Genomic DNA, 17836 nt, shown 5'->3' with positions numbered 1-17836 from the left:
GTCGACGCCTCAGGCGACCGGGGCCCGGGTCGCGCCGTCGACGGGGAGCTGACCGCGCATCTCGGAGATGAGCTGCGGGGTCAGCGTCGCCTCCGTGCGCGAGACGAGCATCGCCATCTCGTAGCCGATGAGACCGACGTCGCAGGTCGACTCCGCGACCACGGCGAGGACGGAGCCGTTCGAGACGCTCATGAGGAACAGGAACAGGTTGTCCATCTCGATGATCGCCTGACGCACCTCCCCCGCACGCAGCTGGCGGGACGCGCCACGGGTCAGGCTCGACATGCCCGAGACGATCGCCGCGAGCTGGTCGCCGCTGGTGCGGTCGAGCTGCTCGGACATCGCCATGAGCAGACCGTCGGCCGACACCACGAGCGTGTGGCGAGTGCCGGGCACGGTCCGGACGAAGTTGTCCAGGAGCCAGCCGAAGTTGGCTGCCTCGGTGCTGAGCGCGGTCACACTTCCTCCTTCATGGTGCAGTCAGGGCCGACTGCGGGCTGGGGCGTCTCGGTGGCGCTGCCACCGGGAGTCGGGGGTCGGGTCATGCCTCACCGCCGGGATCGCCGGCGGCACGCCGCCCGCGGGACGTGCCGGTCTGGAAGCTCGAGAGGCGCGAGCGCAGCTGCTCGGCGTCACGCTGCACGGGGCGCTCCTCGGTCGGTGCCGGCGCCGGGGGGACGGCCGACGGCACACGCTTGGTGAGGCGCTCGGAGCCCGCACCCACCGCGCTCGGGCGGTAGGCCGACAGCTGGCTCAGCTCGGACAGCGCCTGCTCCTGGATGTCGGAGCGCAGCGCGAGCATCGCGGCGACCTCGTCGTCCAGCGTGCCGATCCGCGGGGCGACCGACGGCGGGACGGACGGCTGCGGCACGGTGGCCACCGGCTGGGCGGGAGCCGCCGGACGGGCGGACCACTCGGGCGGCGACCAGGACGGTGCGGGCCGCTGCTCCTGCACGGGCGCGGGGGCGGGGGCCGACCAGGAGGGCGTCTGCCGCGTGCTCTCCGCGGGCGGCGCCACGGGGGACGGGCCCCACGCGGACGACCGCACGGGCGCACCGGCGTCGGCCTGCGGCGTCTCGGGTGCCGCGTCCTCGTCCTTGCGACGGCCGAAGAACGCGCCCCACCGCCGCTTCGGACGCTCGTCCTCGCCACGCACGAGGTCCCCGAACCCGGGGGCGGGCTGCGCCGTGCCGGCCGTGGGCGCACCCGGCGCCGCGGGGGCCGCCGCCGACTGCCACGCCGGTGCGGGCGCGGGTGCCTGCGGCGCGAACGCCTGCGCGGCCGGTGCCTGCGGCTCCGGGGCGGGGGCGACCGCCTCGGCGGCCTCGACGGGCGAGAAGACCTGGGTCGGCTGCTCGACCGGCGCCTGCCACCCCTGGCTGGGACGGCTCCACGCGGGTGCCGTGGGACGCCACTCCTCCGTGGCCGGGGCGGGTGCGGCCGGGGCGGCGGGCGCCTGCCCCTGCGGCTGCGGTGCCTGCCACTCAGGGGTCGGCGCGGCGGCCGGTGCCCACGCGGGCTGCTCCTCGACGCGCGCGGCCGGACGCTCCGCCGCCGGGACGGGCGCCCACGGTGCCGGGGCCTCCTCCTCGTCCGGCTCGAGCAGGACGGGCGCGACGGACCGACGGGTCGGGAGCTCCTGCGGGGCGGGCGCGACCGCGACGGGCGCGGGCTCGGGCTCCGCCGCCGGAGCAGCCGGCTCCGGGACCACCGGGATCGCGCCCGTGTGCCAGGCGCGCGTCTCGTCGAGCGTGCGCTCGAACGGCACGTAGGGCGCGGTGTAGTCGAGACCCGGGCGGTCGGCGCTGCCGGCCCAGCCGGAGTAGCCGCTGTAGGCCGTGAACGACGACTCCTCGGGCGCCTCCTGCTCCTCGCGGGAGGGCTGGGGGTGGCCTCGCCCCACGGGGAGGACGTCGCGGACGCCGCGGCCCAGGAGCGGGACTCGTCCTCGGTGCCGGACTCCGGCGCCGCGGGAGCCCAGGGCTCCGGGTCGGACTGCGCCCAGGAGGCCGCCTCCGGCTGCGCCGGTGCCCACGGCTCCGCCTCGGCCTGGGCAGGAGCCCACGGCTCCGGCTCGGGCCGGGCGGGGGCCCACGGCTCCGCCTGCGCCTGCGCCGGTGCCCACGGCTCCGGCTGCGCGGGGCCCATGGCTCCGGCTCGGGCTGCGCGGGTGCCCACGGCTCCGCCTGCGCCTGCACCGGCGCCCACGGCTCCGCCTCGGGCTGCGCGGGGCTCCACGGCTCCGGCTCGGCCTGCACGGGCGCCCAGGGCTGGTCCTCGGCAGCCGGCGCCCAGGGGCGCTCCTGCTCGGGCTGGTGCTGCTCCGGCTGGTGCTGCTCGGGCTGGTGCTGCTCGGGCTGGTGCTGCTCGGGCTGGTGCTGCTCGGCGGGCTCCTGCGCCCAGGGCGCGATCGCGCTCGCCGCCTCCTCGGGCGCGGCCGACGTGCGCGACGGCAGCCCGCCGCGCGACGGCAGCGGCGTCGGCTCGTCGGCGGACTCCTGCCACGACGGCACGGGCCAGCCGGAACCGGCCGGCGCCGTGGGGGTCGCCTCCTCCTCGTCGGGCACGAGGCCCGGCACGTGGAAGGTCGGCGCGGCGTCCTCGTCACGCTGCGCCGGGGCGAGCGCCTCGCGGTTGCGGAACCCGGAGAACAGCCCGGCGCGCGCGGCGGGGTCGGCGGGCGCGGCCTGCGGCGCCTCGTCCTGCGCGTCGGGAGCCGCCCACGCGGACGTGGCCGCGCGCGTCCGGCTCGGCAGGCCCGTGGAGCGCGGCGCTGCCACGACCGCGGGGGCCCACTCCCCCGTGCTCGCCGAGAGCTCGGGGGCGAGGGTGGCGTCGGGCGCCTCGGGCAGGACGATGTTGTCCTCGTCGAACGTCTTGCGCGAGCGGGTCGGCAGCGCGTCGGACCCGAGCGTCGGCACCGGGATCGGCGCGTCGTCGGCCACGGGGGCCGCAGCGGCCGGGGCGGGGGCGACCGGGGTCGCGGCGCTGTCGTCCGCGCGGCGGCGCCGCGGCAGCCCCAGCGACGTCTGGCCGTCGGTCAGCTCGGTGAGGTCGACCTCGCGCACCGTCGGCGCCTCGATCGCGGCGACGGCCGCCGGGGCCGGCTCGACCGGTGCGATCGGCGTGGGGCCGAACCCGCCGACCTCGTTGGCGGAGAACAGCGTGCTCGGGAAGAGCACGAGCGCGTCGGTCCCGGTGCCCGAGGCCCGCTTGCGCAGCGTCACCTCGGCGCCGAGGCGCTGGGCGAGGCGGCCGACGACGAAGAGGCCGAGACGCTGGGCACCGAGGGCGTCGCTCGCCGAGACCGACGCGATCTTGTGGTTGGCCGCCTCGATCTCGGCGTCCGTCATGCCGAGGCCCTGGTCGGTGATGCGCACGACCACCGAGGCCCCGCTGACGCCGGTGGAGACGATGACCGGGGTCTCCGGCTCCGAGAAGACGGTCGCGTTCTCGAGCAGCTCGGCGATGAGGTGCGCGGCGGACAGCGCGTTGAACCCGAGCATGTGCGGGTCGACCTGCAGGTCGAGCTCGACCCGGTCGTACTGCTCGATCTCGGAGGACGCGGTCCGGATGACGTCGGAGAGCGGCATCGCGTCGCGCAGGCGCCGGCCGGAGTCGATGCCGGCGAGCACGAGCAGCGACTCGGCGTTGCGGCGCATCCGGGTGGCGAGGTGGTCGAGACGGAACAGGTTCGCCAGCGTGCCGGGGTCCTCCTCGGCCCGCTCGAGCGAGTCGATGAACGACAGCTGGCGGTTGAGCAGGACCTGGTCGCGGCGGGCGACGTTGACGAACATCTCCGCGATGGAGCCACGCAGGGCGGCCTGCTCCTGCGCGACGGCGACGGTCTGCGCGTTGACCGCGTTGAAGGCCTGCGCGAGGCGGCCGACCTCGTCGTTCGAGGTGACGGGGATCGGCGCGAGCGTGATCTCCGGGCCCTCGCCGGGCACGGCCACCTGCTCGACCAGGCGGGGCAGCTGCTCACGGACGTCGGCGGCCGCGCTCGTCAGGCGGCGCAGCGGGACGACGATGCCGCGGGCGACGACGGACGCGATGAGGATCGACGCCACGACACCGAGGATCGCGATCGCGATCGTGAGCAGGGCCTCGTCGCGGGCGGCCGCCACGGCCGAGCCGGCCTGCGCGTCGGCGGCCTCGAGCACGCCGTCGGTGACGGACTGCAGCATCTCGAGCTGCTCGGTCGTCTGCTCGGTCCAGGCGGCCGGGTCGATCGACGTCACGGCGGCCGTGTTGCCCTGCGTGAACAGGGCGCGCTGCGCGAGCAGCGTGGGCGTCGGGTCGCCGCTCGAGATCGCGAGGCCGTCGACGCCGAGGTTGGCGACGGCGAGGCGGGCGCGCTCGCGCGCGTTCTCCGTGCCGAGGTACAGCGCCTGGAAGTTGCGCGACGCCGCCGGGCTGTTCTCGGTGGCCTGCAGGAGCTCGACGCCGGCGACGTACTCGGTGACGAGGGCGTCGACGAGGGCGGCGCTCTCCCGGTTCGCGGTGAGGAACTGCGCCAGCTCGCGGTCCTGCAGCGCGTTCGACACGCCCTCCATGACGCGCAGCTGCCCGTCGACGATCTGCTGGAAGCCGTTCTTGATGATCGTGCGGTTCAGGCTCTGGTCGATGCGCGCGCGCAGCTGCGGCAGACCCTCGCGGAACGCGGTCTGCGTGTCCTGGAAGTCGCGCACCACGTTGTCGGGGAACTGGGTGAGGTCCAGGTCGGCCGTCACCTCGCGCACCTCGGCGAGCGCGTCGTCGGTGGCCTCGCGGGCCGGGCCGAGCTGGGTGGGGTCGGCGACGGTGAGCGAGAGCGTCCGCTCCTGCTGCAGCGCGGCGGACAGCGGGGCCATGGCGTCCAGGGCGCGGACGACGGTCTGGGTGGCGCGCGCGTAGCGCAGGTCGCGCAGGGCCTCGACGGAGATGAACGAACCGGCTGCCAGGAGGACGATCACGGGCACGGCGAGGACCGCCAGGACCTTGGCACGGATTCCGAGCCGTCGCAGCATGCTGATCCTTTCCTCCCGCCCGTCGTCGGCGCGCTGCCGCGCTCCGCCGGGCGAGCCGCGCCGGCCGTCGGGTGACTGCCGTCTGCGTCTCATCGGTACCTGGACACCGGACCATTAGCCCGGCGCAGAGTTTGCCACGGGAGTCACCCCCTCCGATACGTCGCGTACCGCGCGAAACGGGCGCGGCCGCGGCGGGCGTCCACGGGGCGGACGCGGTCGGGCGCTCCTAGGGTCGTCGGTGTGCGCGCGGTCGTGGTGACGAGGCCCGGTGGTCCGGAGGTGCTCCGGGTCGAGGAGGTGCCCGAGCCGGTCCCCGGCCCGGGCGAGCTGCTCGTCCAGGTGGTGGCGGCCGGGGTCAACCGGGCTGACCTGCTGCAACGCGAGGGTCACTACCCTCCGCCGCCGGGTGCGCCGACGTGGCCGGGCCTCGAGGTCTCGGGCGTCGTCGTGGGGGTCGGCCCGGACGTGGCGGACGCCCCCGCGGCCGGCGGCGCGGGGTCGGCGGGGCCCGGACCACGGGTCGGCGACCCGGTCGTCGCGCTCCTGGCCGGGGGAGGTTACGCCGAACGGGTGACCGTGGCCGCGTCCCACACCCTGCCGCCGCCGGACGGGGTAGCGCTGACCGACGCGGCCGCCCTCCCCGAGGCCGTGGCGACCGTGTGGTCGAACCTGCGCGCCGCCCGCCTGGCGCCCGGCGAGACGCTGCTCGTGCACGGCGGCTCGGGCGGGGTCGGCTCGGTCGCCGTCCAGCTCGGCCGGGCGCTCGGCGCCCGCGTCGTCGCGACCGCGGGCGGCGCCCAGCGGTGCGCGCGCGTCGCGGCGCTCGGGGCGGACGTCGTCGTGGACCACCGCGAGGAGGACGTCGCGCCGCGCGTGCGGGAGGCGACCGGCGGTCGCGGTGTCGACGTGGTCCTCGACGTGCTGGGCGGCCGCGCGCTCGGGACGAACGTGTCCCTGCTCGCCGAGGGGGGCCGGCTCGTCGTGATCGGGCTGCAGCAGGGACGTCGCGGGGAGCTCGACCTGTCCGCGCTCATGGCGCGGCGCGGGTCCGTCATCGGGACGACCCTGCGCGACCGGCCCGCGGCGCAGAAGGCGGCGATCATGGCCGAGGTCGCCGAGCACGTGTGGCCGCTGGTCGCCGCGGGGCGGGTGCGTCCGGTCGTGCACGCGCGGCTGCCGCTGGACCGGGCGGCCGAGGCGCACCGGCTGCTCGCCTCCGGCGAGGTCCTCGGCAAGCTCCTGCTCGAGCCCTGACGCGCGAGCCCTGACGTGCCGACGCCGGCCGGACCGCGGGCGCGGCGACCTCAGCGCAGCAGGCCGGCGGCCAGCGCGGGCGCGATCACGGGCGTCAGCGGCAGGCGGGGCACGAGCGTCGCCTGCACCGCGTGGTACAGGTCGGCCTTGCCGGCCCACACGGTGCGCGAGACGCGGTTGTCCGGCCCGAGCTCGTGCCACCACGACCCGCCCTCGCGGTCGAGCAGGTACGTGCCCACGTACTCCCACCACGTCGTGTAGAGGTCGTCGAACCGGGCGTCACCGGTCGCGGCGTGCAGCGCGGCGGCCGCCGCGACCGCCTCCGCCGCGACCCAGTGCATGCGCTCGCGCACGACCGGGCGCCCCTCCCAGTCGACCGTGTAGACGAAGCCAGGAGCGCCGTCGACCGCCCAGCCCTCGCGCACGCCCGCGTCGAACAGGGCGACCGCGTCGTCGAGCATCCACGCGGGTGCGTCGTCGCCGCGGGCGGTGAGCGCGGCGCGCGCGTGCAGCGTGAGGCGCGCCCACTCGAACCAGTGGCCGATCGTCGCGCCGTAGGGGCGGAACGGGTGTGCCGGGGTGTCGGCGTTGTACTCCAGGTCCGGCGTCCACGTGGCGTCGAAGTGCTCGGGGATGCGCCAGTCGTGGCCAGCGGCGAAGCCGTGCACGACGCGCTCGACGACGCGTACGGCCCGGTCGAGCCAGCGGCGGTCGCCCGTGACGTCGGCCGCGGCGAGGTACGCCTCGACCGTGTGCATGTTGGCGTTCACGCCGCGGTAGGGGTCGAGCTCGGTGAACGTGCGGTCCCACTGCTCGACGGCCATCCCCGCGTCGTCGTCCCAGAAGTGCCGCTCCTGCACGGCGAGCGCCGCGTCCAGCAGCTCGCGGGCACCGGGCCGGCCGGCCGCGACGGCGCTCGACGTCGCGAGCACGACGAACGCGTGCGGGTAGGCCGCCTTGTCGGCGTCCCGCGGCGTGCCGTCGCGCTCGACCTCGGCGAACCAGCCGCCGTGCTCGGCGTCCCGGAACGGCCCGGCGAGGGCGGCGAGGCCGTGGTCGACGAGGTCGGCGGACCCGGGACGACCGGCGAGGTGCGCGAGCGCGTACACGTGCGTCATGCGGCACGTGACCCACAGCTCGACGGGCCCGTCCTCGGGGCGTCCCTGCTCGTCCAGGCGCGCGAACCCGCCCGAGGCGAGCCGCGCCGCGCGCCCGAACTCCCAGAGCCGGTCGGTCTCGGCCTCGAGCCAACGGTGATGCGCCGGGGTGCTCAGCCACGCCATGCCGGCCAGCGTAGCCACGCGGTGCCGCCCGGGTGGGCGGCACGGTCTGCCCACGCTGCGCCGCCGTGGCCCCTCGGCGAGAATGCCCGGGTGGACCAGACGCAGCAGGACGAGGACCGCAGCACCGACGACGGCCGGCCCCGGGTGGTGGTCCTGCCCTCCGGCGAGGACGCGCCGGACGGCCAGGACGAGCAGGAGGGGCGGCGCGAGGACGTCGGCGGCATGGTCGAGCAGCCCGCGAAGGTCATGCGGATCGGCACGATGATCAAGCAGCTGCTCGACGAGGTGCGCTCGGCGCCGCTCGACGACGCCGCGCGCGCCCGGCTCGCGGAGATCCACGAGCGGTCGCTGCACGAGCTGGAGGAGGGGCTGTCGCCCGAGCTCGTCGACGAGCTGCGGCGCATCGCGCTGCCGTTCGGCGAGGACGCCTCCCCCTCGGACGCGGAGCTGCGGATCGCGCAGGCGCAGCTCGTCGGGTGGCTCGAGGGCCTGTTCCACGGGATCCAGACGGCGCTGGTGGCGCAGCAGATGGCCGCCCAGGCGCAGCTGACGCAGATGCGCCGGGCTCTGCCGCCCGGGGCGCGCCCGCCGGGTCCCGGGGGTCCTGGTGGGCCGTTCGGGATGCCGGCACAGCAGGGTGAGCCCGCCCACGACGCGCGCCCGACCCCCGGCCAGTACCTCTGACGCCCGTCCCGCACGTCCGGCCACGGGGCCGGGGCGCGCGGGGCCGGGGCGCGCGGGACCGGGGCGCGCGGGCCGGGTGCGCGGTCAGGGCGCGGGCGGGGACGGCGCCGCGTCGGGCGGGGTCGGGGCGTCGGCCTCCGACCGCGCCGTGAGCGCGATCGCCCCGGAGACCAGCACGAGGCCGACGACCTCGAGCCCGTGCGGCCACTGCCGCAGCACGACGGCCCCGACGACGGCGGCCGTCGCCGGCAGCAGCGCGAGCAGGACGGCGAACGTCGCGGCGCTGACCCGGCGCAGCACGACCTGCTCGAGCGCGTAGGGCACGACCGAGGAGCACACGGCGATCGCGACGACGAGCGCGGCGAGCCGCACGTCGACGAGGGCGGGACCTGCTCCCCCGGCGAGGAACGGCGCGAGGACGAGCGCGCCGGCGGTCATGGCGACGGCGAGCCCGCTCGCGCCCGGCCCGCCGGACCGGGCGACCCGTCGCCCGAGCACGATGTACGCCGCCCAGCAGGCCGCGGACACGCCGATCGCGACCAGACCGGTGACGGCGCCCGGCCCGGTGTCGAGCGTGATGCCCGCGAGCAGCGCGACGCCGACGGCGGCGACGGCGATCGCGGCCCGGTCGCGCCAGCCCCGGCCGGTGACGGCGGCGACGGCGACGGGTCCGAGGAACTCGAGCGCGACCGCGGTGCCGAGCGGCAGGTGCTCGATGGCGACGTAGAACGCGACGTTCATGAGCGCGAGCACGACCCCGAACGCGGCGGTGACCGCCAGTCGGCGCCCGCGCCACAGCTCGGCGGTGCGCCACGGCCGCCGCCACGCGAGCAGCACGAGCGCCGAGACCGCGATCCGCAGCCACGCGACGACGCCGGCCGGGAGCACCGCGAACAGCCCGACCGCGAGCGCGGCCCCGACGTACTGCGTCAGCCCGGAGACGACGAACAGCAGCGGGGCGGGCACCGCGTCAGGCTACGCGCGGTGCCCGCCCCGGCCGCCGTCAGCCCTTGACCGAGCCGGCGAGCAGCCCGCGGACGAAGTAGCGCTGCAGCGCCAGGAACACGACCAGCGGCACGACCATCGCCACGAACGCGCCGGCGGACAGCAGGTGCCACTGCGACCCGCGCGTGCCGGCGAGCTCGGCGATGCGGACCGTCAGCGGCGCGACGTCCGTGGTGCCGCCCACGAACACCAGCGCGACGAGCAGGTCGTTCCAGACCCACAGGAACTGGAAGATGCCGAACGACGCGATCGCCGGCGTGAGCAGCGGCAGCAGCACCCGGAAGAACACCGTGACGTGCCCGGCGCCGTCCACGCGGGCCGCCTCCACCAGCGAGGACGGGATGTCCTTCATGAAGTTGTGCAGCAGGTAGATCGCGAGCGGCAGCGCGAAGATCGAGTGCGACAGCCACACGACCCAGAACGACCCGGCGAGCCCCCACGAGACGTACTGCTGCAGCAGCGGCAGGAGCGTGACCTGGATCGGCACGACCTGCAGCGCGAAGACCGCGACGAACAGCACCTCGCGCCCCCGGAACGGGATCCACGCGAACGCGTACGCCGCGAGGAGCGCGAGCGAGATCGGGATGACGACCGCGGGCAGCGTGATGACGAGCGAGTTGACGAAGAACGTCGCGAAGCTCGTGGAGGAGCCGAACAGCACCTCGCTGTAGTTCTCGAGCGTGGCGGCCGGGGCGGCGAAGAACGTCCACCACCCCGACGTGCGGATGTCCGACCGCGGCCGGATCGACGTGACGAGCAGGCCGAACGTCGGCACGGTCCACAGGATCGCCAGGACGATCGCGATGCCCGACGCCCACGGGGAGCTGAGGCGGCCCTTCGCGGCGATCGCCCGCTGCTCGGCCCGCGTGAGCCGCGGGACCTTGCGGGTGTCGACCTCGGTGCGGTCGGTGAGCGTCGTCGGCGGGATGGCGGTCATCGGATCTCCTCCGCGAGCTTCAGCTGCCGCACGTTGTACGCGATGATCGGGATGACGAGCACGAAGAGGATCACCGCGAGCGCGGCACCGAGGCCCTGGTTCCGGGCCGTGAAGCTCTGCGTGTAGAACTCGTACGCGACGACCGACGTGTCGAAGTTGCCGCCGGTCATCGTCCGGACGATGTCGAAGACCTTCAGGGTCGCCATCGCGATCGTCGTCACGACGACGACGAGCGCCGGGCGGATCGACGGCACCGTGATGTAGCGGAACATGGACAGCCCGTGCAGGCCGTCGAGCCGCGCCGCCTCGACGATGTCGTCCGGGATGGCCTTGACCGCGGCGGACAGCACCGTCATCGCGAAGCCGGCCTGGATCCACACCATGACGGCGATGAGGAACAGGTTGTTCCACGGCTGGTCCTGCAGGAACTGCTGCGGCTGCATGCCCAGCCACACGAGCAGCTGGTTGAGCAGGCCGGTCTGCTGGATGTTGCCCTGGACCGGCTTGTACTCGTAGACGAACTTCCAGATGATCGACGCCCCGACGAGGGAGATCGACATCGGCAGGAAGATCAGCGTCTTCGCCAGGTACTCGAAGCGCGTGCGGTCCACGAGGACGGCGTAGACGAGGCCGAAGAACGTCGCGGCGAGCGGCACGAGCACGACCCACAGCGCGGTGTTGCGCAGGACGACCTGGAACTGCTCCTGCGTGAACGCGGTGACGTAGTTGTCGAGGCCGATGAAGTTCCGTCCACGGCCGTCGTGGAACGAGCTCCAGATGGTGCGCAGGCCGGGGTAGAAGAGGCCGAACGCGAGGAACAGCAGGGTCGGCCCGAGGAAGCCCGCGACCACCACCCACGTGGGCGTGCGCCTCAGGCGGTCGATCCCCAGCAGGATCGCGCCCATCACGACGACGAAGAGCACGATGGCGATGACCATCAGCGCCAGCTTCTCGGGCGTCGTGTCGGGTCGGAGCAACCAGTCCATGGTCATCCCCTCGTCGTGCCGGTCGTCGTCGACCGGTCAGCGGGTACGGACGCCGTGGTGGGGGCCACCGGGACCGGTGACCCCCACCACGTGGTGCGGCGACGTCAGCTCGAGGGCCAGGAGGCCTCGATGTTCGACAGCGTCGTCTGCGAGTCCTGACCCGGGCTGATCCACGAGACCATCTCGCGCCAGAACGAGCCGGCACCGACGGAGCCGGGCATCTGGTCCGAGCCGTCGAAGCGGAACGTGTACGTCTCGTCGGTCAGCAGGTCGAACGAGAGCTGGTCGATCGGCGACTGCAGCAGCTCACGGTCGAGGCCGTTGTTCGCGCTGATCCAGCCCTGGCCGGTCACCTCCGCCTTGGCGTTCGCCCACTGCGGGCTCGACAGGTACGCGTGGAAGGCCTGCACCTCCTCGCGGTCCGAGAACGCCGTCACGAACTCGCCGCCACCGAGCAGCGGCTTGTCCTCCTCCGACTCGCCCGGCAGGTAGAAGGCGTAGACGTCGCCGTCCTCGGCGACCTCCAGGCCCTCGTCCCAGTTGGCCTGGTAGAAGTTCGCGGCGCGGTGCAGGAAGCACGTCCCGTCGGGGATGCCGTTGCCGGCCTCGTTCCACGGTGCCGACGCGATGGACGCGACGTCGCCGAGGCCGCCGTTGACGTAGTCCTCGTTCTTGAGGATGCCGCCGACCGCGTCGAGGGCCTCGACGATCTGCGGGTCGTCGAAGGGGATCTCGTGGTTGACCCACTGGTCGTAGACCTCGGGGCCGGCGGTCCGCAGGACGACGTCCTCGAGCCAGTCGGTGGCCGGCCAGCCGGTGGCGTCGCCGGACTCGATGCCCGCGCACCACGGCTTGATGTCGGGGTGGTCCTCGACCATCTGGTCCGTCAGGTCGAGCAGCTCCTGCCACGTGGTCGGGACCTCGTAGCCGTTCTCCTCGAACGCGGACGGCGAGTACCAGACGAAGGACTTCACGTTGGCGCCGAGCGGGGTCGCGTAGAGCGTGCCGTCGACCGTGCCGTACTCGACCCAGCCCTCGGTGTAGTACTCGTTGGCGTTGTCGATGACGGACTGCGGCGCGGGCTGCACGGCGTCCGGGAAGTCCTGGACGAGCGAGCGCAGGAATCCGGGCTGCGGGATGTAGGCGATGTCGGGCGGGTTGCCGGCCTCGAGGCGGACGGGCAGCTGCGCCTCGAACTCACGGGAGCCCTCGTACTCGATCTCGGCGCCCGTGCACTCCTCGAACGGCTCGTACGAGGCCTCCTGCTCCTGCGCCTCGGGGTCGACGATCGAGGTGTAGACGGAGATGGTCTTGCCCTCGAGGTTCCCGTACTGCTCGTAGTCCGCGCAGTCGAACGTGGCCGCCGCGTCGTCACCGCCGCCACCGCCGCCCTCGCCGCCGTCGGAGCACGCCGTGAGCACGAGCCCGAGCCCGGCGACCGAGGCGGCCAGTGCCAGCCCGCGACGCCTCTGCATGCGCTTCATGTGACCTCCACGTCGTCGTGGTCCAGGCCCTCGGTCAGCCTGGCCTGCGACGATGCAAGTGCGTTTCAGCAAGGCTTGCAACCGCGAAACACTGACAGAGCGGTCACGATCCGGTCACGGCAGGCAGATCCGGGCATGTCGCCCGGCGCGCCGCCGGGCAGGGGCTCAGGCGAGCACGCGGCGGAGCACCGCCACGGCGCCGTCGTCGTCGATCGTGCCCGTCACCTCGTCGGCCGCCAGCCGCACCCGCTCGACGGCGTGGCCCATCGCGACCCCGCACGCCGCCCAGGCGAGCATCTCGACGTCGTTCTCGCCGTCCCCGACCGCGAGCGTGGCGAACGGCTCGACGCCGAGGTCGCGGCGGACCTCCTCGAGCGCGCTCGCCTTCGTCACGCCGCCCGGGGTCAGGTCCAGCCAGGCGCTCCAGCCGACGGCGTACGAGACCTGGTGCAGCCCGACGCGCTCCACGAGCTCGTGGAACTCCTCCGGCGTGCCGCCGGGGTTGCGGATGACGACGCGGGTCGCGGGGGTGGCGAGCAGGTCCTCGAACGGCTCGACGCGCTGCTCGCCGGTCAGCTCCCCCGGCGGGAAGGGCCGCGAGACGCGGAACCCGACGCCGAGGTCCTCGACCGCGAAGAGCACGTCGGGGATCTCCAGCGCGATCGCGCGCAGGGCCGGGGCCGGGTCGAACGTCACGGCGTGCGCGACGGCGTACCCGCCGGGCTCGTCCGGGTCGAGCCGGGCCGTCACGGCGCCGTTCGAGCCCACGACCCACCCGTGCGTGAGCCCGAGGTCCGCCGCCACGTCGGTCGCGGAGTGGATCGAGCGACCCGTCGCGAGCACGACGTGCACCCCGGCGGCGACGAGGTCGGCGACCGCCGCGCGCACGTCCGCCGAGATGACGCCGTCGTAGCTCATCAGCGTGCCGTCGACGTCGAGCGCGACCAGCCGCGTGCGGCTCACCGCGCGGCACCCCGGCGGGCGACCGGCTCCAGCACCTCCAGGCCGCCGAGGTACGGGCGCAGCCCCTCCGGCACGCGCACCGAGCCGTCGGCCTGCTGGTGGTTCTCGAGGATCGCGACGATCCAGCGCGTCGTGGCGAGCGTGCCGTTGAGCGTCGCGACCGTCCGCGTGCCGTCCTCGGTGCGCTCCCGGACGCCGAGCCGGCGGGCCTGGAACGTCGTGCAGTTGGAGGTCGACGTGACCTCCATCCAGCGCTGCTGGCTGGGCAGCCACGCCTCGCAGTCGAACTTGCGGGCCGCGCTCGACCCGAGGTCGCCGGCCGCGGTGTCGATCACGCGGTACGGCAGGTCGACCAGCGCGAGCATCTCCTTCTCCCACGCGAGGATCCGGCGGTGCTCCTCGGCGGCGTCCTCGGGGCGCGCCCACACGAAGGCCTCGACCTTGTGGAACTGGTGCACGCGGATGATGCCGCGGGTGTCCTTGCCGTACGAGCCGGCCTCGCGCCGGTAGCAGGCGCTCCAGCCGGCGTACCGCAGGGGCCCGGCCGACAGGTCGAGGATCTCGTCCTTGTGGTAGCCGGCGAGGGCGACCTCGCTCGTGCCGACCAGGTACAGGTCGTCGGCCGGCAGGTGGTAGACCTCGTCCGCGTGGGCGCCGAGGTACCCGGTGCCCGCCATGATCTCGGGCCGCACGAGCGTCGGCGTGATCATCGGCGTGAAGCCGTTGCGCAGCGCGAGATCGGTGGCCGCGGTGAGCAGCGCGAGCTCGAGCCGCGCGCCGATGCCCGTCAGGAAGTAGAAGCGCGCGCCCGACACCTTGGCGCCGCGCTCGGTGTCGATCGCGCCGAGGCCCTCACCGAGGTCGAGGTGGTCCTTCACGACGAAGTCGGGGCCGTACTCGGCGGCCAGGTCGCGAGGCGTGCCGACGTGCTCCAGGACCACGTAGTCGTCCTCGCCGCCCTCGGGCACGCCGTCCTCGACGACGTTGCCGATGCGGCGCGCGAGCTCGGCGGCACGCTCCTCAGCGGCGGCCGCGTCGGCCTGCAGCGCCTTGACGCGCTCCGCGAGCTGCTTGGTGTGCGCGAGCAGCGCCTGCTTCTCGTCCCCGGACGCCTGCGCGACCTTCTTGCCGTGCGCCTTCTGCTCGGCGCGCAGCGTCTCGAACTCCGTCAGCGCGGAGCGACGCCGGGCGTCGGCCTCGAGCACCTCGTCGACGAGGTGCGGGTCCTCACCGCGCGCCACCTGGCTGGCGCGCACGACATCGGGGTCCTCCCGCAGGAGCCGCAGATCGATCACGCGTCGACCCTACCGACCGCACGGCCACCCACCCGGCGCACGCCCACGGACCCGCCCCGCACCCGTCGCCGAGTCCGCCGCTTCCGTGCCGACTTCTCGACCCGTAGCCGTCGGACTCGCCGCAGCACCGGCGGACTCGGCGGCATGGGGCGGGGCGGGGGGGGCGGGGTGGCGGGCGGGACGGGGTGGGACGGGGGCGGGGCGGGGTGGGACGGGGGGCTCCCGGATCGCCGGAGGGTCGGGGCGCCGGTACGTTCGCGACATGTCGTGGGTGGAGTGGGTCTCGGTCGTGGCCGTCGTCCTGGCGGTGCTGGCGCTGGCCCTGGCCGGGACGGTGTTCGTGCGTCAGCGCCGGGTCCGTGAGGACGACGACCTCGTGCACGCCGAGGCCGTGCAGCACGTGGCCGAGGCGCCCCGCGAGGGGCGGCTCGTCGCGTTCGTCGCCAACCCCTCGAAGCCGGACGTGCCGGCGCTGCGGGCCGCCGTCTACAAGGCCGCGTCGGAGCGCTACCTGCCGGAGCCGGTGTGGCTCGAGACGACGGTCGAGGACCCCGGGGTCGGGCAGGCCCGCCAGGCGGTCGAGATGGGCGCCGACATCGTCATCGCGGTCGGCGGCGACGGCACGGTGCGCGCCGTCGCCGAGGCGCTGGCCGGCACGGGCGTCCCGATGGGCCTCATGCCGCTCGGCACCGGCAACCTGCTCGCGCGCAACCTCGACATCCCGCTCAACGACCCGATCGCCGCCATGGGCATCGCGATCGACGGTCAGGACAAGCCGATCGACGTCGGCTGGCTGCGCGTCCTGAAGTGGGAGTCGCAGATGGACGACGACATCGCCGAGGCGGCCGACGACATGCCCGCCGACACCGACCACCCGCGCGACCACGTCTTCCTCGTCATCGCGGGCCTCGGCTTCGACGCCCAGATGGTGGCCGACGCCGACGAGGAGCTGAAGGCGAAGGTCGGCTGGATGGCGTACTTCGTCGCCGGCGCACGCCACCTCAACGGACGCCGCCTGCGCCTGCGGGTCCGGCTCGACCAGAAGCCCGCCGAGACCGTGCGCGTGCGCAGCATGCTCATCGGCAACTGCGGCAAGCTCCCCGGCGGGATCACGCTGCTCCCGGACGCGATCATCGACGACGGCGAGCTCGACGTGGCGCTCATCGACACGCGCGGCGGCATCGCCGGGTGGGCCCAGCTCTTCGGCGAGGTCGCGCTGCAGGGCATCGGGGCGCGCAACGACCTGCCGGGCAAGATCGGCCGCATCGACCACACCCGCGCCCGCCGCGTGCACCTCGCCGCCGGCGTGCCCGAGCCCGTGCAGGTCGACGGCGACATCGTCGGGCGCGCCACCGAGGTCGAGGCGCGCGTGGACCGGCAGTCCCTGGTCGTGCGCGTCCCCGCCTGACGTCCCGCGGCGAGCCGGCACCCCCGGGTCCGGGAGGCGGGCGTCAGTCCCGCGCCATCGCCTCCCCCGGCGACGCCGCCGCCCCCACCGCCACGAGCACGCCGCCCAGGGCGAGCACCGCCGCGACGGGCGCGACGTCGCCCCACGCCTGCTGCAGCGGCGGCAGCCAGAACGGGTAGAGCGCGGGCAGCACGATGGACAGCGAGTACGCCGTGCCGTACCCGCTGGACCGCACCGCGGGCGGGAAGCGCTCGGCCAGGTGCGCGCCGATCGGCCCGTACGCCGAGACGGTGACGACCTGCAGCACGGTGACGAGCGCGACCAGCGCCGGACCCGAGGCCGGCGCGCCGAACGCGGCGAGGTACGTCGCGGGGGCCAGCACGGCCGCGCCGGCACCGAACGCGACGAGGAACCGCCGGCGGCCGACGGGCGTCGACGCGTGCCCGCTCGCGACCATCGCGACCGCCGACACCGCGGTCGCGACGAGCATCGTCAGCGTGACGGCCCGCCCGTCGAGCCCCGCGACGACGTCCAGCTGCGACGTCACCACGGCCACCGCCATGTTCGTGAACAGCCACAGCCCCGTCATGAGCACCAGCAGCCGCCACAGCCGGTGCCGCTCCGCACCGACCAGCACGGACGTCAGCGGACGGGCCGCGGGCGCCGCCGCCGCGCGCTCCGGCGTGTCCCGCACGTGCCGGCGGAAGTGCACGACCGCGACGAACGCCAGCACCGCGCCGACGACGAACGGCACGCGCCACCCCCAGGCGGCGTACCCGTCGCTGCCGAGCGCGCCGAGCAGCACGAGCACCAGGGTGGCGATGGTCGCGTTCGCCGCCGGCGACATCGCCATGACGAGCCCGCTGACGAACCCGCGCCGGCGCGGCGCCGACCACTCGATCGCGAGCGGCACCGCCGAGGTGTACCCGCCGCCGATGAGCACGCCGCTGACGAACCGCAGCGCCACCACCGCGAGGAGCACCACCTCGTGGCTCATCGCCGCGACCGGCAGCGCCGCGATGAGCAGCGTGGTGACCCCGAGACCGAGCATGCTGGCCCGGGCGACGGCGGCCCGGCCGACGCGGTCGGCGAGCGAACCGAGCAGCGCGGCGCCGAGCGGGCGGCCGACCAGCGTCGCGACGAAGACCAGCCCGGCGTACGTGACGACCGCGCGGGTGCCGTAGAGCTCCGCCGCGACCGGCGCGAGCGCGAGGACGGGCAGGAAGATGTCGAACTGGTCGACGTAGTTGCCGAGGACGCCGCCGCGCACGGCCGCGCGGGCGGGGTCGGCGGCCGCCGCGGTGCCCGCGGAGGGCGGGGCGGGCGACGTCGCGGCCTCAGCCGCGGGCTCGGTGGGCAGGACAGGACGCACGTCAGGCATGGCACTCCCTACGCCGGCATGACCCGGACAGGTTCGAACGGTCGACGGCCCGACAGCCGTCCTCTCAGCCCGCTGGTGCGGGCTCCCGTGTGGTGGTGCCGGCGATGCTAGCGGCGGGTCACGGGCGGGCCGCGACCTGTCCACGGC

The 17836-nt window shown here is 74.9% G+C and carries 13 protein-coding genes and 1 riboswitch; of the genes, 3 read left to right on the top strand and 10 right to left on the bottom strand.

The window, feature by feature from the left end:
- Positions 1-9: 9 nt before the first annotated feature.
- Together GC089_RS01480 and GC089_RS01475 are read right to left on the bottom strand one after the other, a co-directional pair.
- The gene (locus tag GC089_RS01480) at positions 10-459 is read right to left on the bottom strand and encodes a roadblock/LC7 domain-containing protein (RefSeq protein ID WP_136517889.1); all 450 of its coding nucleotides are present in this window, start codon (positions 457-459) and stop codon (positions 10-12) included.
- 1025 nt (positions 460-1484) lie between these two features.
- Positions 1485-5009 (bottom strand): ATP-binding protein, encoded by a 3525-nt coding sequence (locus tag GC089_RS01475; protein WP_155376191.1) that lies wholly within the window; start codon positions 5007-5009, stop codon positions 1485-1487.
- 240 nt (positions 5010-5249) lie between these two features.
- Between GC089_RS01475 and GC089_RS01470 the strand changes: the two genes are divergently transcribed.
- Entirely contained in the window at positions 5250-6263 is a 1014-nt protein-coding gene (locus GC089_RS01470; protein WP_155376190.1) for an NAD(P)H-quinone oxidoreductase, read from the top strand.
- Positions 6264-6313: 50 nt separating this feature from the next.
- Here GC089_RS01470 and GC089_RS01465 read toward each other — a convergent pair whose 3' ends face one another.
- The gene (locus GC089_RS01465; RefSeq protein ID WP_155376189.1) at positions 6314-7546 is read right to left on the bottom strand and encodes an AGE family epimerase/isomerase; all 1233 of its coding nucleotides are present in this window, start codon (positions 7544-7546) and stop codon (positions 6314-6316) included.
- A 90-nt stretch (positions 7547-7636) separates the two neighbouring features.
- Between GC089_RS01465 and GC089_RS01460 the strand changes: the two genes are divergently transcribed.
- Positions 7637-8230: a bacterial proteasome activator family protein gene (locus GC089_RS01460; protein ID WP_230684982.1), complete on the top strand. Its 594-nt coding sequence runs from the start codon at positions 7637-7639 to the stop codon at positions 8228-8230.
- An 84-nt stretch (positions 8231-8314) separates the two neighbouring features.
- Here the strand turns inward: GC089_RS01460 and GC089_RS01455 are convergent, their stop codons facing one another.
- The 6 genes from GC089_RS01455 to serS form a co-directional block, all read right to left on the bottom strand.
- Positions 8315-9196, bottom strand: coding sequence for a DMT family transporter (locus GC089_RS01455; protein WP_155376188.1), 882 nt, complete (start codon positions 9194-9196; stop codon positions 8315-8317).
- Positions 9197-9233: 37 nt separating this feature from the next.
- The gene (locus GC089_RS01450; RefSeq protein WP_155376187.1) at positions 9234-10172 is read right to left on the bottom strand and encodes a carbohydrate ABC transporter permease; all 939 of its coding nucleotides are present in this window, start codon (positions 10170-10172) and stop codon (positions 9234-9236) included.
- Complete coding sequence (locus tag GC089_RS01445) at positions 10169-11158, bottom strand: carbohydrate ABC transporter permease (protein ID WP_155376186.1); 990 nt, start codon at positions 11156-11158, stop codon at positions 10169-10171. Before GC089_RS01445 ends, GC089_RS01450 begins: the two co-directional genes overlap by 4 nt.
- A gap of 104 nt (positions 11159-11262) precedes the next feature.
- Entirely contained in the window at positions 11263-12642 is a 1380-nt protein-coding gene (locus tag GC089_RS01440; RefSeq protein ID WP_155376185.1) for an ABC transporter substrate-binding protein, read from the bottom strand.
- Positions 12643-12807: 165 nt separating this feature from the next.
- Positions 12808-13605 carry an HAD family hydrolase gene (locus GC089_RS01435; RefSeq protein ID WP_155376184.1) on the bottom strand — a complete coding sequence of 266 codons (798 nt, stop codon included), beginning with the start codon at positions 13603-13605 and terminating at the stop codon, positions 12808-12810.
- Entirely contained in the window at positions 13602-14900 is a 1299-nt protein-coding gene (gene serS / locus GC089_RS01430) for a serine--tRNA ligase (protein WP_155376183.1), read from the bottom strand. Before serS ends, GC089_RS01435 begins: the two co-directional genes overlap by 4 nt.
- Positions 14901-15162: 262 nt before the next feature.
- Here serS and GC089_RS01425 point away from each other — a divergent pair, with 262 nt between their 5' ends.
- Positions 15163-16308: a diacylglycerol kinase family protein gene (locus GC089_RS01425; protein WP_155376182.1), complete on the top strand. Its 1146-nt coding sequence runs from the start codon at positions 15163-15165 to the stop codon at positions 16306-16308.
- A gap of 43 nt (positions 16309-16351) precedes the next feature.
- Here the strand turns inward: GC089_RS01425 and GC089_RS01420 are convergent, their stop codons facing one another.
- Complete coding sequence (locus GC089_RS01420) at positions 16352-17689, bottom strand: MFS transporter (RefSeq protein WP_155376181.1); 1338 nt, start codon at positions 17687-17689, stop codon at positions 16352-16354.
- A riboswitch (TPP riboswitch) is annotated at positions 17678-17788 on the bottom strand. It overlaps the preceding gene by 12 nt.
- Positions 17789-17836: the final 48 nt, after the last annotated feature.

It is taken from the genome of Cellulomonas sp. JZ18 (assembly GCF_009720485.1).
Lineage (GTDB): Bacteria > Actinomycetota > Actinomycetes > Actinomycetales > Cellulomonadaceae > Cellulomonas.
This window is presented reverse-complemented; position numbering and strand designations above follow the sequence as displayed.